We start from the raw sequence: 21,142 nt of genomic DNA on the forward strand, positions 1-21,142 counted from the left end.
CGGCCCCGATCAGCTGGTTATCCGCGGGGCGCTGACGATCTTGCGGAACAGGGCCTCCATTGCCTCTTCAATGCCATCGGTGGGACTGACCGCGAAATAGAAGCCGGGGCTTGCGCATTCTTCCATTTTTCCGGCGATGCTGGTCTCGAACGGCTTCACCCAGTCCTTGTAGAAATTGTTGTCGGGCAGGGGCAGGTAGGTCGTATAGAGCACGGCGACCTTGATGCCGCGATCTTTAAGCTTCTTGCAATAGGTCGTGTCGATCGGTTCGATGCAGCGTCCGCTGTTGGCGCCTTTCGGGCTGGTGCAGCCGGCCGGCTTGTAGCTGTCGCCAACACCGTCCGCGACGAAAAAGACGATCTTCTGGCGATCGGCATTGCTGGTGCCGGTGCCGATATTGCCCTTGATTTCGTCTTCGATGCCTTTCAGCGCTTCGTCAAAGCTCGTCTGCTGGTCGTTGTAATAGTTCTGAAAGGGAATGCTCATCAGTTTGATCATATTCGTTGCGTCTGCCACGGCGCCAAGATCATAGTCGAGGTCGGAGACCTTGAAGAGCTTGGCGGCTTTGGCGTCCTGCGCGGTCTTGCCGAACGTATAGGCAGCCACCCGGAATTGGCTTGGCATGGACTGTGTGTCCTCTGCCTTGGCCATCAGGGCTTTCACGGCAGCGGCGACCACGTCGATACGGATGGTCACACCGTTGTTGCGTGCGACATTGTAATAGCTGTTCTTGTCCTCGACGCCCTTTTCCGAAACGATATGGCATGCGAAGGCGCAGTTTTTATCCTTGCCGCCATCATGGCCGTTTGCAGTGGCTTTTTTCATCGCGGCGATGTCGTCGGTGGTCGCGCCAACGCCCATCGACGGGGTATTGTCAAGCAACATGAAGAAATCCATGTAGGACGGCGTCTCAAACTGGGCGGTTGCCGCCCCGGTCACGGCGATCTCATCAAATCCCATCACCTGCATGAAGGTCGTGGGCATCGCCGCGTTGAAGGAAACGGTCGAGCTGAGCGTGCCGCCCTTTTTCTGAACGCTGATGTCGACGGTCACCGGCACGTCGCCCTGTTTTTTGGACATCTGCGAAAAGAAGATCTTCTGGGCTTCGGATTTTCCGAGCGTCAGCGACCCGTCGCCCGACATCGTGTTGGCCTGCGTCGCCGCCTGTGACGTCGGTGTGATCGATCCGACGGCTGCCGCGTCCGCAGCGGCATAAAGCTCGGTCCGCAGCGACAGGGCGTTGCCGAAATCAATGGCTGTACCGGCCGCCCCCAGCAGGGGAACGACGAGCAGCGCCGTCATGATTCCGAAATTGCCGGATCGGTCAGAGATGAAACGATGCAACATGCAAAGGCGGCCTTCCCGTGGTGGCTGTGTCACAGCCCGATCGCAATGCGGCGATGACTAGCAGCCGAACTTAAACCAAAGGCAAATACGTCTGGTTGTGTTCTAACTAAATTGCGCGGGAATTGGCGGTCGCCATTCTCAGTGCCGCGGTCGAATCCGTTTTTCAATTGGGCGAACGGCACGGGAGGCTCGCATGCCGGCAGATGGCGGCACGCTCCGGATCGGAAATCGCAGCGAGGATTGCCACAAGCGAAAGCCGCTCGACGATCTCAAGCCCGCCGGTCCCAGGAGCTCTTGACGGCAGCCGGACAGAAGAAGTCAAATCATCGGCATAATGAAGGGACGCTACACATTATGATCGATAGAATATCGCAACTGCTCGACGTTGACCAAAGCAAGGAGCTTTCCTCTCTGGAGCCAGTCTCGAAAGAGAAGCTGTCGAGCATCGCGGCTCTCTATCCCGCTATCTCTCAGCAGTATCTGGAGTTCATCCGCGTCATCGGCGTCGGCTCAACGACGAGAGGGTTCTACATCTACGAGCCGAGCCCGCATCCTTGGTTGAACAACATCCCTCGTTTCAGCTTTATCAATCTCCCAGTTATAGCGAGGTTTATGGAGCGCGCCCAAAAGGCGATTCCATTCCTGCCGATGCGGTCGCAATTGCGGACTGCGGAGCTTCCTGGCGCTATTGCCTCTGGCCATCGCGAGGAGAAGGTGTCTTTTGTCTGGATATGGCCGGCCCACAGTTCGAGCCGGAAACCGATGATTTCTTTTCTTTCGTGCTGGCCAACGTAATTTTGGATAAGGCGCTACAATAACATGGTCGGGTGGAAAGGCCGGTCCCGTCGCGATGAAACATAAGATGGAGATCGGCAACGCAAGCCTCCGCGGCTTTGTGATAGCCGCGCAGCTTAGCTTAGAAAAACTAAACAATCTTGAAAACGAGGGGTGTGGCAATGGCCGCGACATCACCTCGGGCGAGGTTCGGCTTTCAACGTCTCCAGATCGGGCATCTCCGATCCAAGAGCCTTGCCGAGCGCTTCGACGCCCTTATCAGGGAGCCTCAGGAGGCCATTGCAGAGGCCATCCTTCCACGAATCCCCTCGATCCCAGGCTTCCGCCCAAGCATCTGTCAGCTCGGAATCGTGGCGTGTCTCGACGAGGGCTTGGAAAAGCAGGGACGCCTGCGTGAGGTCTTTGTCGGCTTTTACGCGCCCCAGAATGTCGGTGAGCCTTCTGGACGATACGATGAGCTTATGGACGGCATATCGCTCGGGTGCGGGAACGAGGACGTTCACACCCTCGCGGAAGAGAAGCACCGTGCGGACAGGCTCGTAGATCAGGTAATCCAGGAAGCGCAGGTTTTCCGCGGACGCCCCGCCGAGGGCAGGCATGGGGGAGGGTTTGCCGGTATATTCATCCGATCCGCGGTTTCCCGTCAGGAATTCCACCCGATAGCCCCTGGCATTCTGAAAGGCGACAACCCTAGCCTTGTCGGCCCCATGGGGAATGGCCCGGAATTCGGGATCGACCGACTGGAGGACATCGAGAACCGGAGGCAGGCTGTCCTGGACACCTGCAGAAATAGCAAAGTCCTGCGCGAAGTCCGCGTCGCCGGTCTGCATGGCGGATGAGGGCAGGCGAACGCCGAGCATCCCCCTTTCGGCCGTGATCTCCAGTTATAAGTTTCTGCCAAAACCTTATAACCAATTGTCCTTCCAACATGCGTGGCAAGTCGCGAGTATGGATCCCAGGGTCATCAAGCCCTGGGATGACGGAGAGTGGGGTTGGCGTTCTCGCCAAACGCGCCGTCGGCGCAGCGGATAGGCATCGGGTAGCGTGAATGATGAAGTCTGGCAGCGAGATCAGAAAGGGTGATTGCATCAGGTTTGCCGAACCTCACCCTATTGCCGCAGGGCACCTCACACTCTCCGTCGTCCTCGGGCTTGCCCCGAGGACCAAGGCGAGCCACCACGGCTGCTATCGAGAGCGTTCTTGCCAAAGGGCCGTCAACCCGTCTTCAGTTGCTCGGGAAGCTGTCCGTAAGCGGTCAAAATCGCCCTGACCAGGCCGGGGAAGCGCTCGTCCAGCTCCGGGCAGCGGGTCTGATTGCGCATCTCCACCCCCTGGCGCTCGCTGCGGATCAGCCCGGATTCGCGCAGCACTTTGAAATGGTTCGACAGCGACGATTTGGGGATGACGCGGTCGCCGAGATCGGCGAGCGCTGAACAGGTGCCGCCGCAGGCGGTGCCGGCGAGCTTGGAGAAGATCGCAACGCGCTCGGGATCGGAGAGCGCATAGAGGATCGCCTCGGGCTTGATGTCCTCCAGGGCGGGGTGAAAGAGCGGTCGCATGAATTTTATATAGTGCCCCTTGAAACCGAGATCAACAGTTCCGAATTTCTGAACTACGGAACAAGGCCGCCAATTCCGGCGGCCGTCCGGATCAGAAGGAATGAGAGATGGCTAAGCTCACAGGGAAGGTCGCAGTGGTCACGGGAGCCTCCAAAGGCATCGGCGCCGCGATCGCCAAGGCGATGGCGGCCGAAGGTGCTGAAGTGGTGGTCAATTACGCCTCGAGCAAGGCGGGAGCCGACGCCGTGGTCGAGGCGATCGGGGCTGCCGGCGGCAAAGCCATCGCGGTGCAGGGCGACGTTTCCAAGGCCGAACAGGCACAGGGCGTGGTCGATGCCGCGGTCAAGGAATTCGGCAAGCTCGACGTGCTGGTCAACAACTCCGGCGTCTATGAATTCGCCCCGATCGGCGAGGTGACCGAGGAGCATTATCGCCGCATGTTCGACGTCAATGTTCTCGGCGTTCTCCTCACCACCCAGGCGGCGGCCAAGCATCTCGGCGAGGGCGGCAGCGTCATCAACATCTCCTCGGTGGTGACCAGCCTCGGGCTGCCGGCTTCCGCCGTCTACACTGGCACCAAGGGCGCCGTCGAGGGCATCAACAGCGTGCTTGCCAAGGAGCTTGGCCCGCGCAAGATCCGCGTCAACGCCATTCTGCCGGGCATGGTCGAGACCGAAGGCACCCACACGGCCGGCGTCATCGGCTCGGATCTGCAGCAGACCATGGTTGCCCAGACGCCGCTCGGCCGCATCGGCCAGCCGGACGATATTGCCGACATCGCCGTCTTCCTCGCTTCCGACGATGCCCGCTGGCTGACCGGCGAACGGCTGGTCGCCAGCGGCGGTTTCCGCTGAGACGTGAGTGAAAAGCGCGCGCTTCTCGAGCGCGCGCATACACCGATACCGGTCCACCCACCCTCCGTCGTCCTCGGGCCTGGCTCGGGGAGCCATGCCGGTCTTTTCGGCTGTGGCCATGGATTCCAGGCTCAGGGCCTGGAATGACCGAGGTTGAGGGTGCGTTTCCGCCCAACGCGCCGGCGGCGCGGCGCCTCGCTGTGACAGAGATGGCAGACATCCGCCGCCGGCGCATATCCGTTGATCAACGCTTGGGGATTGTCCCCGCCGGCTGTCACGTCTCCGGCAGGCCAGCCTTTCGGAAGCCGTCGACAAAGTGGTCTCGGACAGATGCATCGCGCAGCGGCTGGGAGCTCAGCCAATGACCGATCGTGAAATGAGGGTGGGCGATCAGGAACAATTCTGCTTCTCGCCGCGCCTCCTCACGCTGGCCCAGCTGCGCAAGCGCAGCAGCCAGGAATTTGCGCGAGTTGGTACGATACGTCTCTTTCCTGCGCAGTGTCGCGGTTGCCGCCTCATAGTCACCCGCGGCGTATTGCGCCTGCCCAAGATGACAAAGATACCAGCAGGCCGGATAGGGATTGAGCCGCAGCGCTTTTTCGATCTGCGCCAGTCCGTCGGCAATCCTGCCGTCCAGCACCGACATATCCGACATGGCGGCCCAGGTGTCGGCGTGGTTGGGGTCGAGTTCCAGGGCCTTGGCGAAGGCGGCCTCCGATTCTTCCCATCGCCGCTCATAAGCTAAAATGGTCCCCAGAACGTAACGGCAGCCGGCATCGTTGGGATCGAGGTCGACCGCCTTCTGCGCTGATGTCGCCGCCATCTTCCGGTTCGGATCTTCGGGCTCGCCGAAATGAGTCCAGGCAAGCCAACGGTTATAGGCGAGCAGACCGAGCGCCTCGGCATATGATGGCTCGAGCTTGACCGCGCGTTGGAGCAGCAAATAGGCCTCACGCTCGGTTTGCGGCGACTCTTCCGTCAGCAGGCGGGCGCGCACACACAGCTCGTACGCCTCGAAGTTCTTCGGCCGATTGCGCGGCGTCGGGATGGTCAGCCGGCCGACGAGAGCTTCGACAATCTTGGCGTTGACCTCATCCTGCAACTCGAAAACATCTTCCACCGTCCTGTCAAACCGTTCGGCCCACAAGTGTTGGCCGCCAAGCGTGTCGACCAATTGGGCATTGATGCGGACACGGCCCATCGCGCGTCTGGCGCTCCCCTCCAGGACGTAGCGGACGCCGAGCTCCTGGGCGACCAGCCGTACGTCGACCGCCTTGCCCTTGTAGCCGTAGACGGAATTGCGCGCGATGACGAACAGGCCAGCCGTGCGGGACAGGTCGGTGATCAGGTCTTCGGTCAAGCCGTCGACGAAAGGCTCGTCCGCTTCATTCCCACTCATATTCGTGAACGGCAATACAGCGATCGAGGGATTTTCCGGCAGCGGCAAGATGCTCTGCAGCGCATCCGGCCAATGCCACACGTGGACCGGGCGAGTGAGGTTCTTCAGGTAGCGTTCGCCTGCATCGAAGAACCGCTCGTCGATCTTGTCGAGGATCTCGCCGTGAACGCCGCCTGAAATGCAGATGCCTCCCGGCGCGGCCTGTCTCTCGAGGCGCGCGGCGACATTGACCCCGTCGCCGAGGACGTCTGAACCCTCGTCAATGACATCTCCGAGATTGACGCCTATACGCAAGAACAGGCGCCGGTCTGCGGAAGTCCCGACAGCAGCGGTGGCCCGTTGCATTTCCAACGCTGCTGCGACCGCTTCCACCGCGCTGCCGAATTCGATCAGGAAGCCGTCGCCCATGACCTTGAAGATGCGCCCTTTGTGGCGCATCACAGCCGGCTCGATAACGCCGGAACGGAGTTCCCTGAGGTTCTCCAGCGTGGCGACTTCATCAGCCTCCATCAGGCGTGAATATCCCACCACATCGGCAACGACGATGGCAGCAAGGCGGCGCTGAAGAGAATGATCCGTCATGTGAGGACAAGCCTAACGACCAAATTAGCAAGTTATTGTTCAACCGCGGGTGAGTCAACAAAGGTAAGAGGGAATGCCCAGGCGACGAGCTTGACCCGAGGACCCACGCCGGCGTCATCGGCTGTGGCCATGGATTCAGGCTCAAGGCCTGGAATGACGGAGGTTGGGGGTGCGTTTGCGCCCAACGCTGGCGGCGCAGCGCCTGACAAATCCTGCAGGATGGATCGTTTTGGATGTGTTTGCAGCCCCTGCGGTCAGCCCCGCTGGCAATTCGAGAACAGCTCCTGCGTCCGTCAAAGAGTTTCTCGAACTGAACACCTCTGGCGCCTTGCAGCGGTTCAGGGCATCCTATGATGGCCGAAAATTGTGTTCATGGCAGTTGGAGGAATGCCGATGCGCTGCTTTACCGTGCTTGGACCTTCGCAGACCGGAAAATCGACAGTCGTGGAAAAGCTCGGCTCCCTGGAGGGGGCGCCGAGAAAATCCAAGTCCCCGTATGGATTGAACCTCACGGAATTCACCTTTGGAAACGAGGCGTGGTGTGCACTGGACGCGCCAGGACCCAACGAAGCGTTGGCGCATGCACAGCACGCGCTTCTTGCCAGCGACGCCTGCATCCTGTGCGTTTCACCGGCACCGGAGGAGGCTGTGCTGGCCGCGCCCTATCTGCGGATCGTCGAAGCCTCGGGGACGCCGTGCATCCTCTTCGTCAACCGAATGGACGAACCGAGAGGGCGGTTGAGGGATGTGATCGCCGCGCTTCAAGACTACGCCAGCCACACGCTTTTGCTGCGCCAGATCCCGATCCGCGAGGGAGACAGGATCATAGGCAGTTGCGATCTGATTTCGGAACGGGCGTGGCGCTACCGGGAAGGCCAGACTTCGGCGCTCATCGCAATCCCCGAAAGCGCTGCCGAGCGCGAGCACGAAGCGCGCAGCGAGCTCCTGGAACACCTGTCCGAATTCGATGACTGGCTTCTCGAGGAACTGGTCGAAGATCGCGAGCCGCCCAGCGACGCCCTCTATGCCATTTCATCGCGGGTTCTGAGCGAAAACAGGATCATTCCGGTCCTCATCGGCGCCGCAAGTCACGGCAACGGCATGATGCGGCTGATGAAGGCGCTGCGCCACGAGGCGCCGCCGGCAGGGATTCTCAGACAGCGCCTGGCTCGTGCGGGCAGTATCGATGAAAACAAGCTGACCGCCGTCAGCTTCCATGCCTATCATCGTCAGAATATCGGCAAGACGGTGCTGGTGCGTGCGTTTGGCGAGGGACTGCGGCAAGGCGCATTGCTGGGCGGCTCCGGCCTCGGCGCCGTGCAGGATCCCGCAAACGGGCGGTCCAGCTCGGCGATCACGCCCGCACCGGGCGATGTCTTCGCAACGGTCAAGTCCGACCACTTGCCCGTCCCGTCGCTGTTGACATCAGGCGCGCCGATCGCCCCGCCCGAATGGACCGAGCCACCGACGCCGATGCTTGAAAGGATCCTGGTTCCGGGCAGCGATCGCGATGAAAACAAGCTCTCCGAAACGCTGGCAAAACTTTCCGAGACGGATCGCGGTCTTGTCGTTTTGCAGGAGGAGGGCACGGGCGCCCAGCTCGTCCGTGCCCAGGGGCCGGTACATCTGCGCGATCTCTGCCGAACCCTGTCCGACGTCTTCCACATCGATGTCACCGATCGAACGCCCAGCCCGATCTACCGCGAGACAATCGCCAAGCCCTCCGAGGTTCACTACCGGCATCGCAAACAGACCGGCGGTGCCGGGCAATTCGCGGATGTGAAGCTGAGCATTCGTCCCAACGAGCGCGGCCGGGGCTTCACCTTCAGCGAAACCGTCAAGGGTGGCGTCGTTCCGCGCAACTACATCCCTGCCGTCGAAGCCGGCGCGCGCGAAGCGATGGAGAAAGGGCCGCTCGGCTTCCAGGTCATCGATGTCGGCGTCACGCTGTTCGATGGGCAGTACCATGCCGTCGACAGTTCGGAACACGCCTTCAGGACTGCGTCGAAAATGGGAGTGCGACAGGCGCTTTCCGAAGGGGCGGCGGTTTTGATGCAACCGGTCTTCCGCAGCGAAATTCACATTCCGTCGATCTATTCCGGCAGCCTGGTCCAGATCGTCTCCGCTCTCAAGGGTCAGGTTCTCGGCTTCGACCGGGATGAAACCGCCAAGGGATGGGACATCTTCCGGGCACTTGTTCCGGGCGGCGCACTCGACGATCTGGCGCGGGCGCTGCGCTCGGCAACGCAGGGCATTGGTTACTTTTCCAAGACCTTCGATCACTTCGAGGAGCTATACGGCAAGGAAGCGGACGCCATCGTGAGGGCACGCGAGGAATCAGGCGTCGCACACTGAAACGTGTTTCCGCCCAACGCGCCGCCGCGGCAGGGGAAGACTATCGCGAGGTTTCCAGGCGGCGATCGCCCTGCAGCAGGTTCAGCCAGGCGCGCGACACTTTCTCCGCGCCCGAGCCCCCGATATGGCAATCGTCGTAGCGGTCATCTCCGTCGAGCAGCGCGTCGGAATTGACGCCCTCCCGGATACCGTGGCCGCTTTTTGACAGGGCCAGTTGCGCCTGTACGATCGGATTGTCCGGAATATGCTCCTTGAAGCCGCCGTTGCTCGGCTCGAGGCATTTCGATGCGATCGAAATATAAACGGGAGCTTCGACGCCGTGCTGACGCAAGGTGTCGACCATCGACATGAAACGTTCCTGATAGGCCTGCGCAGTGGTGCCCAAAACCAGGTCCGCTTCTCCCTGCACCCAGAGGACGCTCGTTATGCGGTAACCGGAATCCTGAAGCTTTTTCAGTGTATCGACCAGCACGGGATTGATGTCACCGCCCGTCGCCCATCGTGCGACCGGAGATCCGGAATAGGCGAGCGGCGCGAGCACGACGCTGTCATTTTGCCCCGATGCGATCAAATCATTGCCAAGCAGCGTCCAGTACTCTCCCTTGGTATCGGTCGATCCGAGAAGTGGCGACGCCGCGATGAAGCACTTGCCGTCAAAGGCATTGACGAGGTGAGCGCCATAATTCGACCGGTGCCGTTGTCCACCGTCATTGGCTGCGTTCGATTGGCCGAGAATGAGCAGCACAGCAGTTCGATCGGTTTGAACCGGGCAGGTCACAGGCGTTTTTGTCTCATCCCCGATCAATCGTTCCTTGTCGTCGAACGTATAACGGCTTGGAGCCGCTGCCTTCTGTCCGCCAACCATTTTTTTCAGCGTCGAAAGCTGTGGCCAGGGAAAGATCTCATGTCTCGCGCTCAGGCCGCCGAGAAAGTAGGTAGCAATCATGGCGATCAGGCCGACTGCGAGCGTTTTGCGCATGTCGTCACCTCTTGATCATCATCCGATGACGAATCGAGGCTGGCCCAGCCGCGAAGCTTCCTCTGCACCAGCCATATCTGCTTGCTCAGGCGGGATCGTTCAGGAAGAATGCGTCGTGAAGATCCAGGCCCGTCGCTGCTTTCAACTATAGCCCGGACCAGTGATTACAATCATCCTGTTGGGTGAGAGGTCGCAGATTGGCGGCGAGGACACCGCGGAAGCGGAGCGCCGGTGACAGCCGGAGCCTGACGATTGCGGAGGGCGTGATGATCGTTCTGGAAGGGGCTTACGGCCCGTTTCCTTGCAGCGCTTCCACGAAACGGATCACATCACCGATCATGCTGTCGTTCCACATATCGTTATGACCCGCGCCGTCATAAATCACCATCCGCTTGGGCTCGGGTGCGATACGGTACAATGCCTGGCCTGAAGAAAGCGGGATGCTGTCGTCAAGCCGGCCGTGGAGGAACAACTTCGGTTGTCTGACTTTGGCGATGTTGAGGTCCGAGCGAAAGGGATCCTTGAGCAGAGCCTCGACCGGCAGGAACGGATAATGCGTCTGCGCAACCGACAGAACCGACAGGTACGGAGACACCAGGATAACGCCCGCGGCCGGCCTGTTCCCGGCCGTATTCACCGCAACGCCGGTGCCAAGCGACCGGCCGAGAACAACGATCCGGCTTCCGGTGTGGGCCGAAAGCCAGTCGAACGCGGCGATGCCGTCCGTCAGCAGCCCCTGCTCGCTGGGCGAGCCGGTCGAGCCGGGATAGCCGCGATAGGAAATCGCCAGCAATCCGATCCTCCGCGTGGCCAGCGCCTGTGCGAGAAACCCGTAATTGTCGACGCGGTCGCCGTTTCCGAAAAAGAGGAGCACGCAGGGCTTGTCGCTGTCGCCCTGGCTGTACAGTCCCTGAAGCATCTCTCCGTCGGGCGTCTTGACATGGACCGTCTCGCCCCAGCTCGCATGCTCCGGAACCGGTGTGGCGCCGGCTCCGGGATAAAGCAGGGTTCGCTGAGAAAAATAGACGAGGCCCACGAGCGCCATGTAGGCGATGACCGCCATCAGCGGCAGGATCAGCAAGTACCTTATAGCGCTCACGACAGAATGTACCGCCGGTTTGAAGTGCCCAGAACTCGTTGCAGCAACCGCGGACCGTTGCGGCGTGGTGTGCTCGGCGTAGCGGCAATATATGCACGAAGCTTTCCAGGAGAGAAGAGGGGCGATTGCTGCGGCCTTGTTGCGCCCGCCTCGTCCTTCGAGGCTCCGGCCTTCGGCCTGCGCGCCTGAGGATGAGGCTCTCTTGGGCTCTTGCGGCGGCTTTGCCCGGGGAGCCTGCGGCAGGCCGCCAAGGAACAAATTCCGCATGGCGAGGTTGGGATTGCGATAAGCAAAAACCATCGGAGGAACTCATTCGGAAATCTCTTCAGTTCATCCTGGTCGGCCTGGCGGCCATGACCGGCTTGACGGTTTCGCCGACGATCGCGGCGGCGCAGGATCTGGAATTCCGGATCGGCCCCGGCGGCGCCGGCGTTTACGACCGGGATCGCGACCGTTACCGTTATGACGGATACGACCGCCGCCGGCCGCGCGGTTGCGATCCGGAAGATGCGCTCGATATTGCCCGCGGCGAAGGACTTCGCCGGGCGCAGATCGTCCGCATGTCGCCGCGCAGCATCGTCGTCCAGGGGATGACACGCCGTGGACCGGAGCGGATGTTCTTTGCCAACCGGCGCGGCTGCCCGGAAATCTGATCGGCGGATAAGCGGCGGGGTGAAGGGCAGGGCCGTTGAGGGCCTGGCGCGGAACCTTTGGCCGTTCCGGGCATTGCTGCCGATGCAGCGCTCCGCTTGGCTCGGCTGCGCGTTAACACCACGGGAGGATTTCATCATGATGAGCGGTCAATTGAAGGCGCTTCTCGCCGTTCTTGCCGTTGCCGGCTACCAGAACAGAGACAAGATCGGGGAACTCCTGCGCGGCATCCAGAACCCGCAGGCCAACCCGCAGCAGGGGCCTGAAGGTCAGCAGCCGGGCGGGCTTGGTGGTATCCTCGGCGGTCTCGCGGGCTCCGGCGGTTTGGGAGGACTGCTCGGCGGGCTGACCTCCGGCAGCATCGTCAGCGGCGGTCTCGGCGATCTCCTCAAGACCTTTCAGCAGAACGGCCATGGCGACACGATCGACTCATGGGTCAAGCCCGGGCAGAATGCCGAGATCAATGACGGCCAACTGGCCGAAGCCCTCGGCCCCGATGTTTTGAACGAGATCGCCAGAAATACCGGCCTCTCGCATGAGGAAATCCTCGGGCGACTGAGCCGCGATCTGCCGAAGGCCGTCGACGATCTGACCCCGCAGGGGAAGGTGCCCACGGCGGAAGAGGCGTTTTTATCTTCGGCGAGCCAGGCGACATCCGGGCGGCCGAGCGGCTTGTAGCCGAGCATTATATGCTCCAGCGATAAGGGCGTGCGACCCGGCGGGCATGGATTCCAGGCTCAAGGCCTGGAATGACGGAGGTTGGGGAGGCGGTTACGCCAAACCCGGCCTGCGCTCGATTTCCGCAGATTACCGGGCTTCAGTTCGCGAGGTAGTTTCGAAGAAAGGCGTGAACGCTGCGGATCGACTTTTCCGCGGCGTCTGGATTGTATTTTTCGATATGGCCCAGCACCCTTCGTCCCACCTTGAATTCCGGGGCATCGAAATCGTGGTAAGTGCCCTTGTAGATATCGAGCTCGATCGGCGGGCCGTTGTCGCTGAGCCGAGCAAGTCTCTTGCGGCAACGTTCAGTCGGGCTCCAATTGTCTCGATCGCCGGTCATGATAAGGGTTGGCACCGTCGCGTCGCCCTGATTTGCGTCACAGGCGGGGTAATAGGCAACCGCCGCCCTGAATTTGCGCTCCATCAGCTGTTCGTTGCCCTCGATTTTCGTGGCGTCCAGCGTCACCGTGCCGCCGGCCGAAAAGCCCATCAGCGCGACGCGCCCGATATCGACAAAACCTTGTTCCGACAGGAAATTCAAAGCGCCATAGGCGTCGAAGACGCGATCGGGGAGAGGGCTTTGACACGTGTCCTGAATGTTGCGGGTGGTGAAGCTGTCGACCACCAGCACGGCGTAACCCCATCGGACCAGCCGCTGCGGCCAAAGGTCTTTGACGCTCAGACGCAGGCCGTCGCAGCCATGCAGGATGACGACGGCCGGGAAGGGGCCGTCACCTTGCGGGCGGGATAGATATCCGAGCAATGGCGTGCCCGGCGGTTGGGAGAGAATTTCGCCTTGTTCGGCAGCCTTGCGGATTCGAAAGGCGCTGAGCTTGACGGGCACGCTTTCGAACCGCACCAATTCGTCGGCATCGGCCGGGTTTCCCGTGAGCGTGACGCCGAGAAACGCGGCAAGGCAAAGAAAGAGTCTCGCGGTTTTCACGCAACGCCTCCACCGTTGACCGAAGCCTGGTGATTGTACGCCGGAGCTGAACGGCTGGCAAAGGAGGGCGGGGCGTTCTGCTGCCGGGTGGGGAAGCTGGCGTGACCGACGATCGCGGTGGGAGGCTCTTGATCGTCCTGCCATTGTGGATTTGCCACGGAACTCACCTCTTGCTCCGTGTTCCCAGGGCTTGCCCCTGGGATCCATGCCCGCTGCTGGTGGAGGCAAAGTGGATTCCAGGCTCAAGGCCTGGAATGACGGAGGTTGAGGGGAACGTCCGCATATCGCGGCCGGCGCGGAAATCGATCGAATTTGGCGCTTGATCACCCCCCGGCGGATCACTTAAGACTGCCGTAAATCCAAGCTGCGAATTTTGAATCCGGAGGTGATGTCGATCAAGTCGGCGGCGCCCTTCGAACGTATGCGCTTTCGCCAAGGCTTGCGAACAGGGGCTTGCGAACCGTTCAGCGTCTGAGTTGCCCCCCGAAGATTTGCCAGGAAGCTTACCCCTTGCTCCGTCTTCCCAGGGCTTGACCCTGGGATCCATGCCCGCTGCTGGTGGAGGCAGGTGGATTCCAGGCTCAAGGCCTGGAATGACGGAGGTTCGGGGGAACTTCCGCATATTGCTGCCGGCTCGGAAATCGATCTGAGTTAGTGCTTGATCACCCCCCGGCGGATCACTTAAGACTACCGTAAATCCAAGCTGCGAAATTTGAATCCAGAGGTGATGTCGATCAAGTCGGCGCCGCCCTTCGAACGCATGCGCTGTTTGCCAATGCTTGCGAACAGGGGCTTGCGAACACGGGCTTGCGGACGGTCAGCGTCCGAGCTGCCATCTCAGATTTGCCATAGCGCTCACCCCTTGCTCCGTCTTCCCAGGGCTTGACCCTGGGATCCATGCCCGCTGCTGGTGGAGGCCAAGGTGGATCCTCGGGTCAAGCCCTGGGAGGACGGAGCAAGAGTTGAGCGCTGTGGCAAATCTACTGAAGCAGTATCGTGCGGCCGCATCGGCAGCGCATCCACCATCACAAGGAGAACTGCAATGGACCCTTCGATTGCTCCGGCCTCGCGGGCCGCCGTTGTGACGCCGAATGATACGGCGATTGTCGGGGCGCGTGCGCTCTATATCGGTACCGCTGGCGATGTGGCGATTGCGCTGCGGCGCGACGTGGATCCGGTCGTCTTCAGAAACGTGCCGGCCGGGACGATCCTGCCGGTGCATGCGGCGATCGTGGCGTTGACCGGGACCACGGCGTCCAACATCATCGCACTGTTCTGAGCTTCAGACGCAATCCCCATGGGCAGACCGACCAAGTTCACCCAGGCGCTGGCGGAAAAGATCTGCGAGCGCATCGCCGACCGGGAAAGCCTGCGGTCGATCTGCCGGGATGAGGATATGCCGGCGAAATCGACGGTGCTCTCCTGGCTTGCCGATGAAAGCAAGGCGGCGTTTCGGGCGCGTTATGCGCTGGCCCGCGAGATCCTCGCCGACGGTTTCGTCGACGAGCTGGTCGAGATTGCCGACGACCGCAGCAATGACTGGATCGAAAAGAAGAATGCTGCCGGCGAAACCACCGGCTGGCAGGAAAATGGCGAGGCGATCCGGCGCTCGCAGCTGCGCATTGCCACGCGGCAATGGGTCGCCGAGAAGCTGAAGCCGAAGAAATACGGCGCCAAGGTCGAGCCCGAACAGGGCGTCACCGGCGAAGTCTCGCAATTGCTGGAAGATATCAATGGCAAAACCCGCGGACTTCCAAACGGCGGTTGACCAGTTTTCCGACTGGCGCTGGCGGCTGAACAATCTCTACTGGATCACCGACAAGGGTGGGAAGCGCGTCAGGTTCGAGATGAATTGGACGCAGACGACGTTCTTCGAGCAGATGCATTATCTGAACGTGCTTTTGAAGGCCCGCCAGCTCGGTCTGACCACCTTCATCCAGATCTTCATGCTCGATGCCTGCGTCTTCAACCGGGATATCAGGGCGGGCACCATCGCCCATACGCTCGGCGACGTGCAGACGATCTTCCGGGACAAGATCAAATATCCCTATGACAATCTGCCCGAAGGCATTCGCAATGCCGTGCCCGTCGTCAGGACCAACCAGAGCGAACTGCTGCTCGCCAACAATTCGAGCATCCGCGTCGGCACCTCGCTGCGCTCGGGAACGCTGCAATATCTGCATATTTCCGAATATGGAAAGCTCTGCGCCAAATATCCCGAGAAGGCGAGGGAGGTCCGCACCGGCGCCTTGAACACGGTGCAGGCCGGCCAACTGGTCTTCGTCGAAAGCACGGCGGAGGGCCAGGAAGGGCATTTCTATTCGCTCTGCGAGGATGGCCAGGTCAAGCAGCGCCAGGCGGCGAAGCTGACCGAGCTGGACTTCAAGTTTCATTTCTTCCCCTGGTGGAAGGAGCCGCAATATTCGATCGCTGCCGATGGCGTCATCCTCAGCGATGCTTTCGTCAAATATTTCCGCCAGCTCGGCGAACAGGGGATCACGCTGACCGACGGGCAGAAGGCCTGGTACGTCAAGAAGGCCGAAACCCAGCTCGGCGACATGAAGCGCGAATATCCCTCGACGCCTGCCGAAGCCTTCGAAGCGAGCGTCGAGGGCGCCTATTACGCCGATCAGATGGCGGTGGCCGATGCCGAGGAGCGCATCGGGGTTTTCCCGCATGTCGTGGGTTATCCGGTTCACACCATCTCGGATATCGGCATGGACGATGCCAACAGCGTCTGGCTGTTTCAGGTGCTGCCCGGCCGTGTCAGGATGATCGGTTATTTCGAGCATACCGGCACCGGCATGGACGGCATGCTCGACGAACTGGCGCGGCGCAGTAGCGAACACGGCTATGTCTACGGCGTGCACAACATGCCGCATGACATCAAGGTCAGGGAATGGACGCGCGGCGGCATGACCCGCATCGAGATCATGCTGAAAGAGGTGAGAGCCCGCGGCCTCGGCACGGTGCGCAAGGTCGAACGCGCCTATGTCCACGACCGCATCAACGGCACGCGGCGCATTCTGGCAAAGGTCGAGTTCGACCAGGCCGGCTGCATCGAGGGCATCAAGTGCCTGAGGAACTACCGCAAGGATTGGGACGAGGATCTCGGCGTCTTCCGCGACGAGCCGCTGCACAACTGGGCCTCGCACGGCGCCGACGCGTTCGGCGGCCTGGCGATCATCTTCACCGGTCTGGCACCCGAACCTCTGAAGCCCGCCCCGAAGCCGCTGACGACCTTCCAGACGATGACATTCCACGAATTTGCCGATTCCACCCCGAAACAGAGCGAGCGTGTTTGATGGAAGACGAAACAACGGCTCCAGAGGGCGGAGAGCATTGGGACCCGGCAAAGGTCGGCGCCCACTGGCAGCAGGAACTCGAGCGCGCCCAGCGCTATTTCAAGTCCTGGCATGACCGCTGCGTCAAGATCGAGAAGATCTATCTCGACCAGCAGTCGGACCAGACGAGCGCGGCCAAGCGCCGGTTTCCGATGCTCTGGGCCAATACCTCGGTGCTGCAGCCGGCCGTTTATGCCCGCGTGCCGCAGCCGGTGGTCGAGCGCCGCTTCAAGGATGCCCAGCCGGTGGCGCGCATCGCCTCGGAACTCGTCGAACGCAACCTCGCCTATACAGGCGACGAGGCCGATCTCGATTCCATCATGCGGGCGGTGCGCGACGATTTCCTGCTCTGCGCCCGCGGCACGGTGTGGCTGCGCTACGAGGCCGATTTCGAGCCGCTCGACATGGGCGTCGAACCCTCGAACCCGCCGGCAGCCGAAGGTTTTGGCGCAGGCCTGCCCGGCGGCATCGGCGGCGAGACCGGCGCCATGGGCGGCCCTCAGCCTGAGGTGATCGCCGACGAGCGGGTCTGCATCGATTATGTCCACTGGTCGGATTTCCTGCATTCGCCGGCCCGCCGCTGGAAGGATGTCACCTGGGTGGCGCGGCGCGTGCCGATGACCGACGAGGAGATGGAGAAGCGCTTCGGCCGTGAGGCTATGGCCTCGGGTGCGGCCGAGGCTGCCGGCAGCCGCAAGGGCGAAAGCCAGGCCGAGCGCGCCGAAAACGAGGGCAAGACCCATATCTGGGAGATCTGGTGCAAGAGCGAGAACTATACCGTCTGGATCGCCGACGGCGCGCCGGTGGCGCTCGAAGTTTCCGAGCCGCCGCTGGATCTCACCCATTTCTGGCCGTGCCCGCGCCCGGCCTACGGCACCATGTCGACGAGCTCGCTGATCCCGGTTCCCGATTATGTCTATTATCAGCAGCAGTGCGACGAGATCGATCTCCTGACCAAGCGCATCAACAAGCTGACCGATCAGCTGCGGCTGAAGATCTTCTATCCCTCCGGCGACGGCGCGATCTCGCCGGCGATCGAGAAAGCGATGCGGCCCGAGAACGACATGGTCATGGTGCCGATCCCGGAATGGGCCGCCTTCACCGACAAGGGCGGCTCGAAGGCGATCGTGACGCTGCCGATCGACGAGGTGCAGAAGGTGATCGTCGCCTGCATGGCGGCGCGCAAGCAACTGATCGAGGATGTCTACCAGATCACCGGCATATCGGACATCGTGCGCGGCGACACCCAGGCGTCGGAAACGGCGACGGCGCAGCGGATCAAGAGCCAGTGGGGTTCGATCCGCATCCGCGACCGCCAGGCGGAGCTGGCGCGCTTTGCCCGCGACATCATCCGCCTTGCCGGCGAAATCATCTGCGACCAGTTCCAGCCGGAAACGCTGATGCTGGTGAGCGGCATCAAGCTTCCCACCATGGCCGAGAAACAGCAGGTGCAAATGCAGATGCAGCAGATGCAGATGGCGGCGCAGCAGGCGACTATCCGGGCGCAGCAGACCGGCCAGCCGGCCCCGCAGCCGCCCGAAATGCCGCCGCAACTGCAGCAGATGATGGGGCAGCCGACGATCGACGAGGTGGTGCAGCTCTTGCGCAATGACAGTATTCGCGGCTTCCAGATCGAAATCGAAACGGATTCGACGATCGAGCCCGATGAGGATGCCGAAAAGCAGCGCCGCATGGAATTCGTCCAGATGGTCGGCGGCTTCATGCAGCAGGCCGGCGCCATGGCGCAGCAGAGCCCGATGCTGGTGCCTGTCATGGTCGAGACGCTGCTCTTTGCCGCCCGCGGCTTCCGGGCCGGCCGTCAGCTCGAAAGCACGCTGGAGCAGGTGGGCGCCCAGCTCTCGCAGGCCGCCAGCGCCCCCAAGCCGGAGCCGCAGCCGGCACCCGGCGAGATGATCAAGCTGAAGACCGCTCAGGTGAAGGCCGGCGCGGAACAGCGCAAGGCCGAGCTTGGCGTGGCGCAAGCCGAGATCGAGCATCGCGCCACGGTGGAAAAGGCGCGCGGCGAGATGGCGGCGCAGGCGATCGATCAGATGCGCTCGGCGCAATCCCTCTACCAATAAGCGGCCGGGAGCAAAAACATGAGAGAACGCTATTGCCGCGTCTGCGGCGGCTGGCACCAGCTCGACCGCTGGCCGCACAGCTGCATGCCGGCGCAAAATACGGCGCAGTCGGATCTGCCGGCGCCGCATTTCGTCAGCGACAGCATCGATATCCGGTCGATGCATGACGGCCGGCATTACACCTCGAAAGCCAAGTTGCGTTCCGAATACCGCGCGGCCGGCGTGGAAGAAATCGGCAACGAGAAGCCCCGGCCGATCGAAAGACCGAAGACGGATCGCAACGAGATCCGCAAGGAGCTGCGGCGGGTTTACGCCGAATACAACGCCTGACGCATGTCGCCGGACAACGACATGCACAACGCCTGAACCGGGCATCAATCCCCGACATAGGAAATTTCCCAATGGATATGGAAGACCTCAACGAGGCCGGCAACGGCAGCGAAGATTTTGGTGCGTTCGACGACAAGCCCGTCAGCATCCGCGACAGCCTGAAGGCGGCGATCGACACCGTCGAAGGCACCGGACCGGGCGATACCGCCGGCCAGCCGCGCGACGGCGAAAATGGCCGCTTCCTGGCCAAGGGGCAGGAGCAGGCCGGCGCCCAGCAGGGGCCGCAGGCTGAGAGTCGCGGGCAGGGCGTCGAACAGCCTGCCGCCGGCGGCAGCCGGGTGCCGCCCGGCTGGTCGGCGGAAGCCAAGGCGCAATTCACCAGCCTTCCCGGCGAAGTGCAGGCGGCGATCGCCAAGCGCGAACAGGAGGTCGATAACGGCTTCCGCGTGCTGCAGGATTACAGGGGCCTCGAGGAATTCACGCCGCTGATCCGCCAGGCCGGCATGACCCATGCCGATGTCATGCGCCGGGCGATCGACTGGGAAAAGGCGCTGATCCGCGATCCCGTCAACACCGTTCTTCACGTCGCCAAGGTGGCCGGGGTCAATCTTCACGCCCTGGTCAACGGTCAGACGGGGGAGGCCCTGCAGCGCAATGCGCAGCAGGTGCAGCCGCAGCCTCGATCCATCAATGTCGAGGCCACGGTCGAACATGTTCTGCGGAAAAGGGACACCGAAACTCAAGTCGATGCCTTCCTTTCCGACCCGGCAAACGCGCATGCCGAAGATGTGCTTGACGACATGGTCGCCCTTATCAACGCCGGGCGGGCATCATCGCTTCAGGACGCCTACGACGCCGCTTGCTGGATGCGCCCGGACATTCGCCGCCAGTTGATCAGCCAGACTGCGCAGCCGGTCCACCAACACCAAGCCCAGAGGGCCGCAGCGGCAGATCAAGCCCGCCGCGCCTCGCGATCCATCTCTGGTTCTTCCGCCCCGGGCCCGACCCGCGACGCGGCAAGAGGCCAGCCCACCTCCATCCGGGACTCGCTGCGCGACGCCATGCGTTTTTCGCGCGGTCAGGTCTGATCAAAGGCCAATTCTGATCAAAGGAATGATCGATGCCCATCTCGCCCAATCTCTCTGAAATCGTCACCACGACGCTGCGCAACCGCAGCGGCACGGTCGCCGACGACGTGACGAAGAACAACGGTCTTCTCACCCGTCTCAACAGCCGCGGCCGCAAGAAGCCCATCTCCGGCGGCCGCACCATCGTCCAGGAACTGCAGTACCAGGAAAATTCCACCTTCAAGCGCTATTCCGGCTACGACATCCTGAACGTCCAGCCCTCCGACGTCATCACCGCCGCCGAATATGACCTGAAGCAGGCCGCAGTCGCCGTCTCCATGTCCGGCCTCGAACAGCTGCAGAATTCCGGCGAGGATGCGATCCTCGACCTGCTCGAGCAGCGCATCGAGAATGCCGAAACGACGCTGAAGAACAACATCGCGCTCGATTGCTATTCCGACGGCACGGCCGATGGCGGGCGGCAGATCGGCGGCCTGCAGCTGCTGATCTCGACCTCTCCGACATCGGGCACCGTCGGCGGCATCTCGCGCGCCACCTGGGGTTTCTGGCGCAACCAGAAATTCTCGGCCTCGGCCGATGGCGGTGCGGCCGCCACCAACGCCAACATCCAGAGCTACATGAACCGGCTCTATATGTCCTGCGTGCGCGGCTCCGACGCGCCCGATCTCGTCGTTGCCGACAACAACTTCTTCCGCCTCTACTGGGAATCGCTGCAGGCGATCCAGCGCATCACCTCGGCCGACAAGGGCATGGCCGGCTTCCAGTCGCTGCAATATATGGGCGCCGACGTGATTTTCGACGGCGGCTTCGGCGGCGGTGCGCCTCTGAACCAGATGTTCTTCCTCAACACCAAGTACCTGTTCTACCGCCCGCACCGCGACCGCGACATGGCGCCGATCGGTGACGAGCGCATGAACACCAACCAGGATGCCTTCGTGCAGCTCATGGGCTTCGCCGGCAACCTCACCATGAACAACGCCTTCCTGCAGGGCGTGCTGTTCGCCTGATCGAACGAA

The 21,142-nt window shown here is 61.9% G+C and carries 18 protein-coding genes and 1 pseudogene; 12 read left to right on the forward strand and 7 right to left on the reverse strand.

The window, feature by feature from the left end; genetic code table 11:
• Positions 1–9: 9 nt before the first annotated feature.
• The gene (locus GGD57_RS25820) at positions 10–1,347 is read right to left on the reverse strand and encodes a TadE/TadG family type IV pilus assembly protein (RefSeq protein WP_184473037.1); all 1,338 of its coding nucleotides are present in this window, start codon (positions 1,345–1,347) and stop codon (positions 10–12) included.
• Between the two features lie 354 nt (positions 1,348–1,701).
• Here GGD57_RS25820 and GGD57_RS25825 point away from each other — a divergent pair, with 354 nt between their 5' ends.
• Positions 1,702–2,142: a hypothetical protein gene (locus tag GGD57_RS25825; protein WP_184473038.1), complete on the forward strand. Its 441-nt coding sequence runs from the start codon at positions 1,702–1,704 to the stop codon at positions 2,140–2,142.
• 173 nt (positions 2,143–2,315) lie between these two features.
• On the opposite strand, the pseudogene GGD57_RS25830 reads toward GGD57_RS25825, so the two are convergent.
• A pseudogene (locus tag GGD57_RS25830) lies at positions 2,316–3,005 on the reverse strand (GSU2403 family nucleotidyltransferase fold protein); the annotation flags it as partial.
• 351 nt (positions 3,006–3,356) lie between these two features.
• Positions 3,357–3,701, reverse strand: coding sequence for an ArsR/SmtB family transcription factor (locus tag GGD57_RS25835; RefSeq protein ID WP_184473039.1), 345 nt, complete (start codon positions 3,699–3,701; stop codon positions 3,357–3,359).
• A gap of 107 nt (positions 3,702–3,808) precedes the next feature.
• Between GGD57_RS25835 and GGD57_RS25840 the strand changes: the two genes are divergently transcribed.
• Complete coding sequence (locus GGD57_RS25840; RefSeq protein WP_085858562.1) at positions 3,809–4,555, forward strand: glucose 1-dehydrogenase; 747 nt, start codon at positions 3,809–3,811, stop codon at positions 4,553–4,555.
• A 274-nt stretch (positions 4,556–4,829) separates the two neighbouring features.
• On the opposite strand, the gene GGD57_RS25845 is transcribed toward GGD57_RS25840, so the two are convergent.
• Complete coding sequence (locus tag GGD57_RS25845) at positions 4,830–6,536, reverse strand: adenylate/guanylate cyclase domain-containing protein (RefSeq protein ID WP_184473040.1); 1,707 nt, start codon at positions 6,534–6,536, stop codon at positions 4,830–4,832.
• Between the two features lie 393 nt (positions 6,537–6,929).
• Between GGD57_RS25845 and GGD57_RS25850 the strand changes: the two genes are divergently transcribed.
• Positions 6,930–8,891 carry an elongation factor G gene (locus GGD57_RS25850; protein ID WP_184473041.1) on the forward strand — a complete coding sequence of 654 codons (1,962 nt, stop codon included), beginning with the start codon at positions 6,930–6,932 and terminating at the stop codon, positions 8,889–8,891.
• A 40-nt stretch (positions 8,892–8,931) separates the two neighbouring features.
• Here the strand turns inward: GGD57_RS25850 and GGD57_RS25855 are convergent, their stop codons facing one another.
• Together GGD57_RS25855 and GGD57_RS25860 are read right to left on the reverse strand one after the other, a co-directional pair.
• Positions 8,932–9,870, reverse strand: coding sequence for a sialate O-acetylesterase (locus tag GGD57_RS25855; RefSeq protein ID WP_184473042.1), 939 nt, complete (start codon positions 9,868–9,870; stop codon positions 8,932–8,934).
• Between the two features lie 286 nt (positions 9,871–10,156).
• A complete protein-coding gene (locus tag GGD57_RS25860; protein ID WP_184473043.1) occupies positions 10,157–10,969 on the reverse strand; it encodes a serine aminopeptidase domain-containing protein in 813 nt (270 codons plus the stop codon).
• A 311-nt stretch (positions 10,970–11,280) separates the two neighbouring features.
• Between GGD57_RS25860 and GGD57_RS25865 the strand changes: the two genes are divergently transcribed.
• Together GGD57_RS25865 and GGD57_RS25870 are read left to right on the forward strand one after the other, a co-directional pair.
• Complete coding sequence (locus GGD57_RS25865; protein WP_184473093.1) at positions 11,281–11,622, forward strand: hypothetical protein; 342 nt, start codon at positions 11,281–11,283, stop codon at positions 11,620–11,622.
• A 136-nt stretch (positions 11,623–11,758) separates the two neighbouring features.
• Positions 11,759–12,298: a YidB family protein gene (locus GGD57_RS25870; RefSeq protein ID WP_184473044.1), complete on the forward strand. Its 540-nt coding sequence runs from the start codon at positions 11,759–11,761 to the stop codon at positions 12,296–12,298.
• A 139-nt stretch (positions 12,299–12,437) separates the two neighbouring features.
• On the opposite strand, the gene GGD57_RS25875 is transcribed toward GGD57_RS25870, so the two are convergent.
• A complete protein-coding gene (locus GGD57_RS25875; RefSeq protein WP_184473094.1) occupies positions 12,438–13,283 on the reverse strand; it encodes a dienelactone hydrolase family protein in 846 nt (281 codons plus the stop codon).
• A 1,042-nt stretch (positions 13,284–14,325) separates the two neighbouring features.
• On the opposite strand from GGD57_RS25875, the gene GGD57_RS25880 reads away from it, so the two are divergent.
• The 7 genes from GGD57_RS25880 (at position 14,326) to GGD57_RS25910 (ending at position 21,133) form a co-directional block, all read left to right on the forward strand.
• Positions 14,326–14,562, forward strand: a complete 237-nt coding sequence (locus GGD57_RS25880; RefSeq protein ID WP_184473045.1) for a spike base protein, RCAP_Rcc01079 family — start codon at positions 14,326–14,328, stop codon at positions 14,560–14,562.
• Between the two features lie 18 nt (positions 14,563–14,580).
• Positions 14,581–15,051: a terminase small subunit protein gene (locus tag GGD57_RS25885; RefSeq protein ID WP_184473046.1), complete on the forward strand. Its 471-nt coding sequence runs from the start codon at positions 14,581–14,583 to the stop codon at positions 15,049–15,051.
• Positions 15,017–16,588 (forward strand): terminase, encoded by a 1,572-nt coding sequence (locus tag GGD57_RS25890; RefSeq protein WP_184473047.1) that lies wholly within the window; start codon positions 15,017–15,019, stop codon positions 16,586–16,588. The genes GGD57_RS25885 and GGD57_RS25890 overlap by 35 nt, the downstream gene beginning before the upstream one ends.
• Positions 16,588–18,708, forward strand: coding sequence for a hypothetical protein (locus tag GGD57_RS25895; RefSeq protein WP_184473048.1), 2,121 nt, complete (start codon positions 16,588–16,590; stop codon positions 18,706–18,708). Before GGD57_RS25890 ends, GGD57_RS25895 begins: the two co-directional genes overlap by 1 nt.
• An 18-nt stretch (positions 18,709–18,726) precedes the next feature.
• Positions 18,727–19,038, forward strand: coding sequence for a hypothetical protein (locus GGD57_RS25900; RefSeq protein ID WP_184473049.1), 312 nt, complete (start codon positions 18,727–18,729; stop codon positions 19,036–19,038).
• 71 nt (positions 19,039–19,109) lie between these two features.
• Positions 19,110–20,126 (forward strand): hypothetical protein, encoded by a 1,017-nt coding sequence (locus tag GGD57_RS25905; protein ID WP_184473050.1) that lies wholly within the window; start codon positions 19,110–19,112, stop codon positions 20,124–20,126.
• A gap of 32 nt (positions 20,127–20,158) precedes the next feature.
• On the forward strand, positions 20,159–21,133 hold the full coding sequence (locus GGD57_RS25910; protein ID WP_003587937.1) for a phage major capsid protein: 975 nt from the start codon (positions 20,159–20,161) through the stop codon (positions 21,131–21,133).
• The last annotated feature ends 9 nt before the right edge of the window (positions 21,134–21,142 follow it).

This window comes from Rhizobium esperanzae, from assembly GCF_014197615.1.
Classification (GTDB): domain Bacteria; phylum Pseudomonadota; class Alphaproteobacteria; order Rhizobiales; family Rhizobiaceae; genus Rhizobium; species Rhizobium esperanzae_A.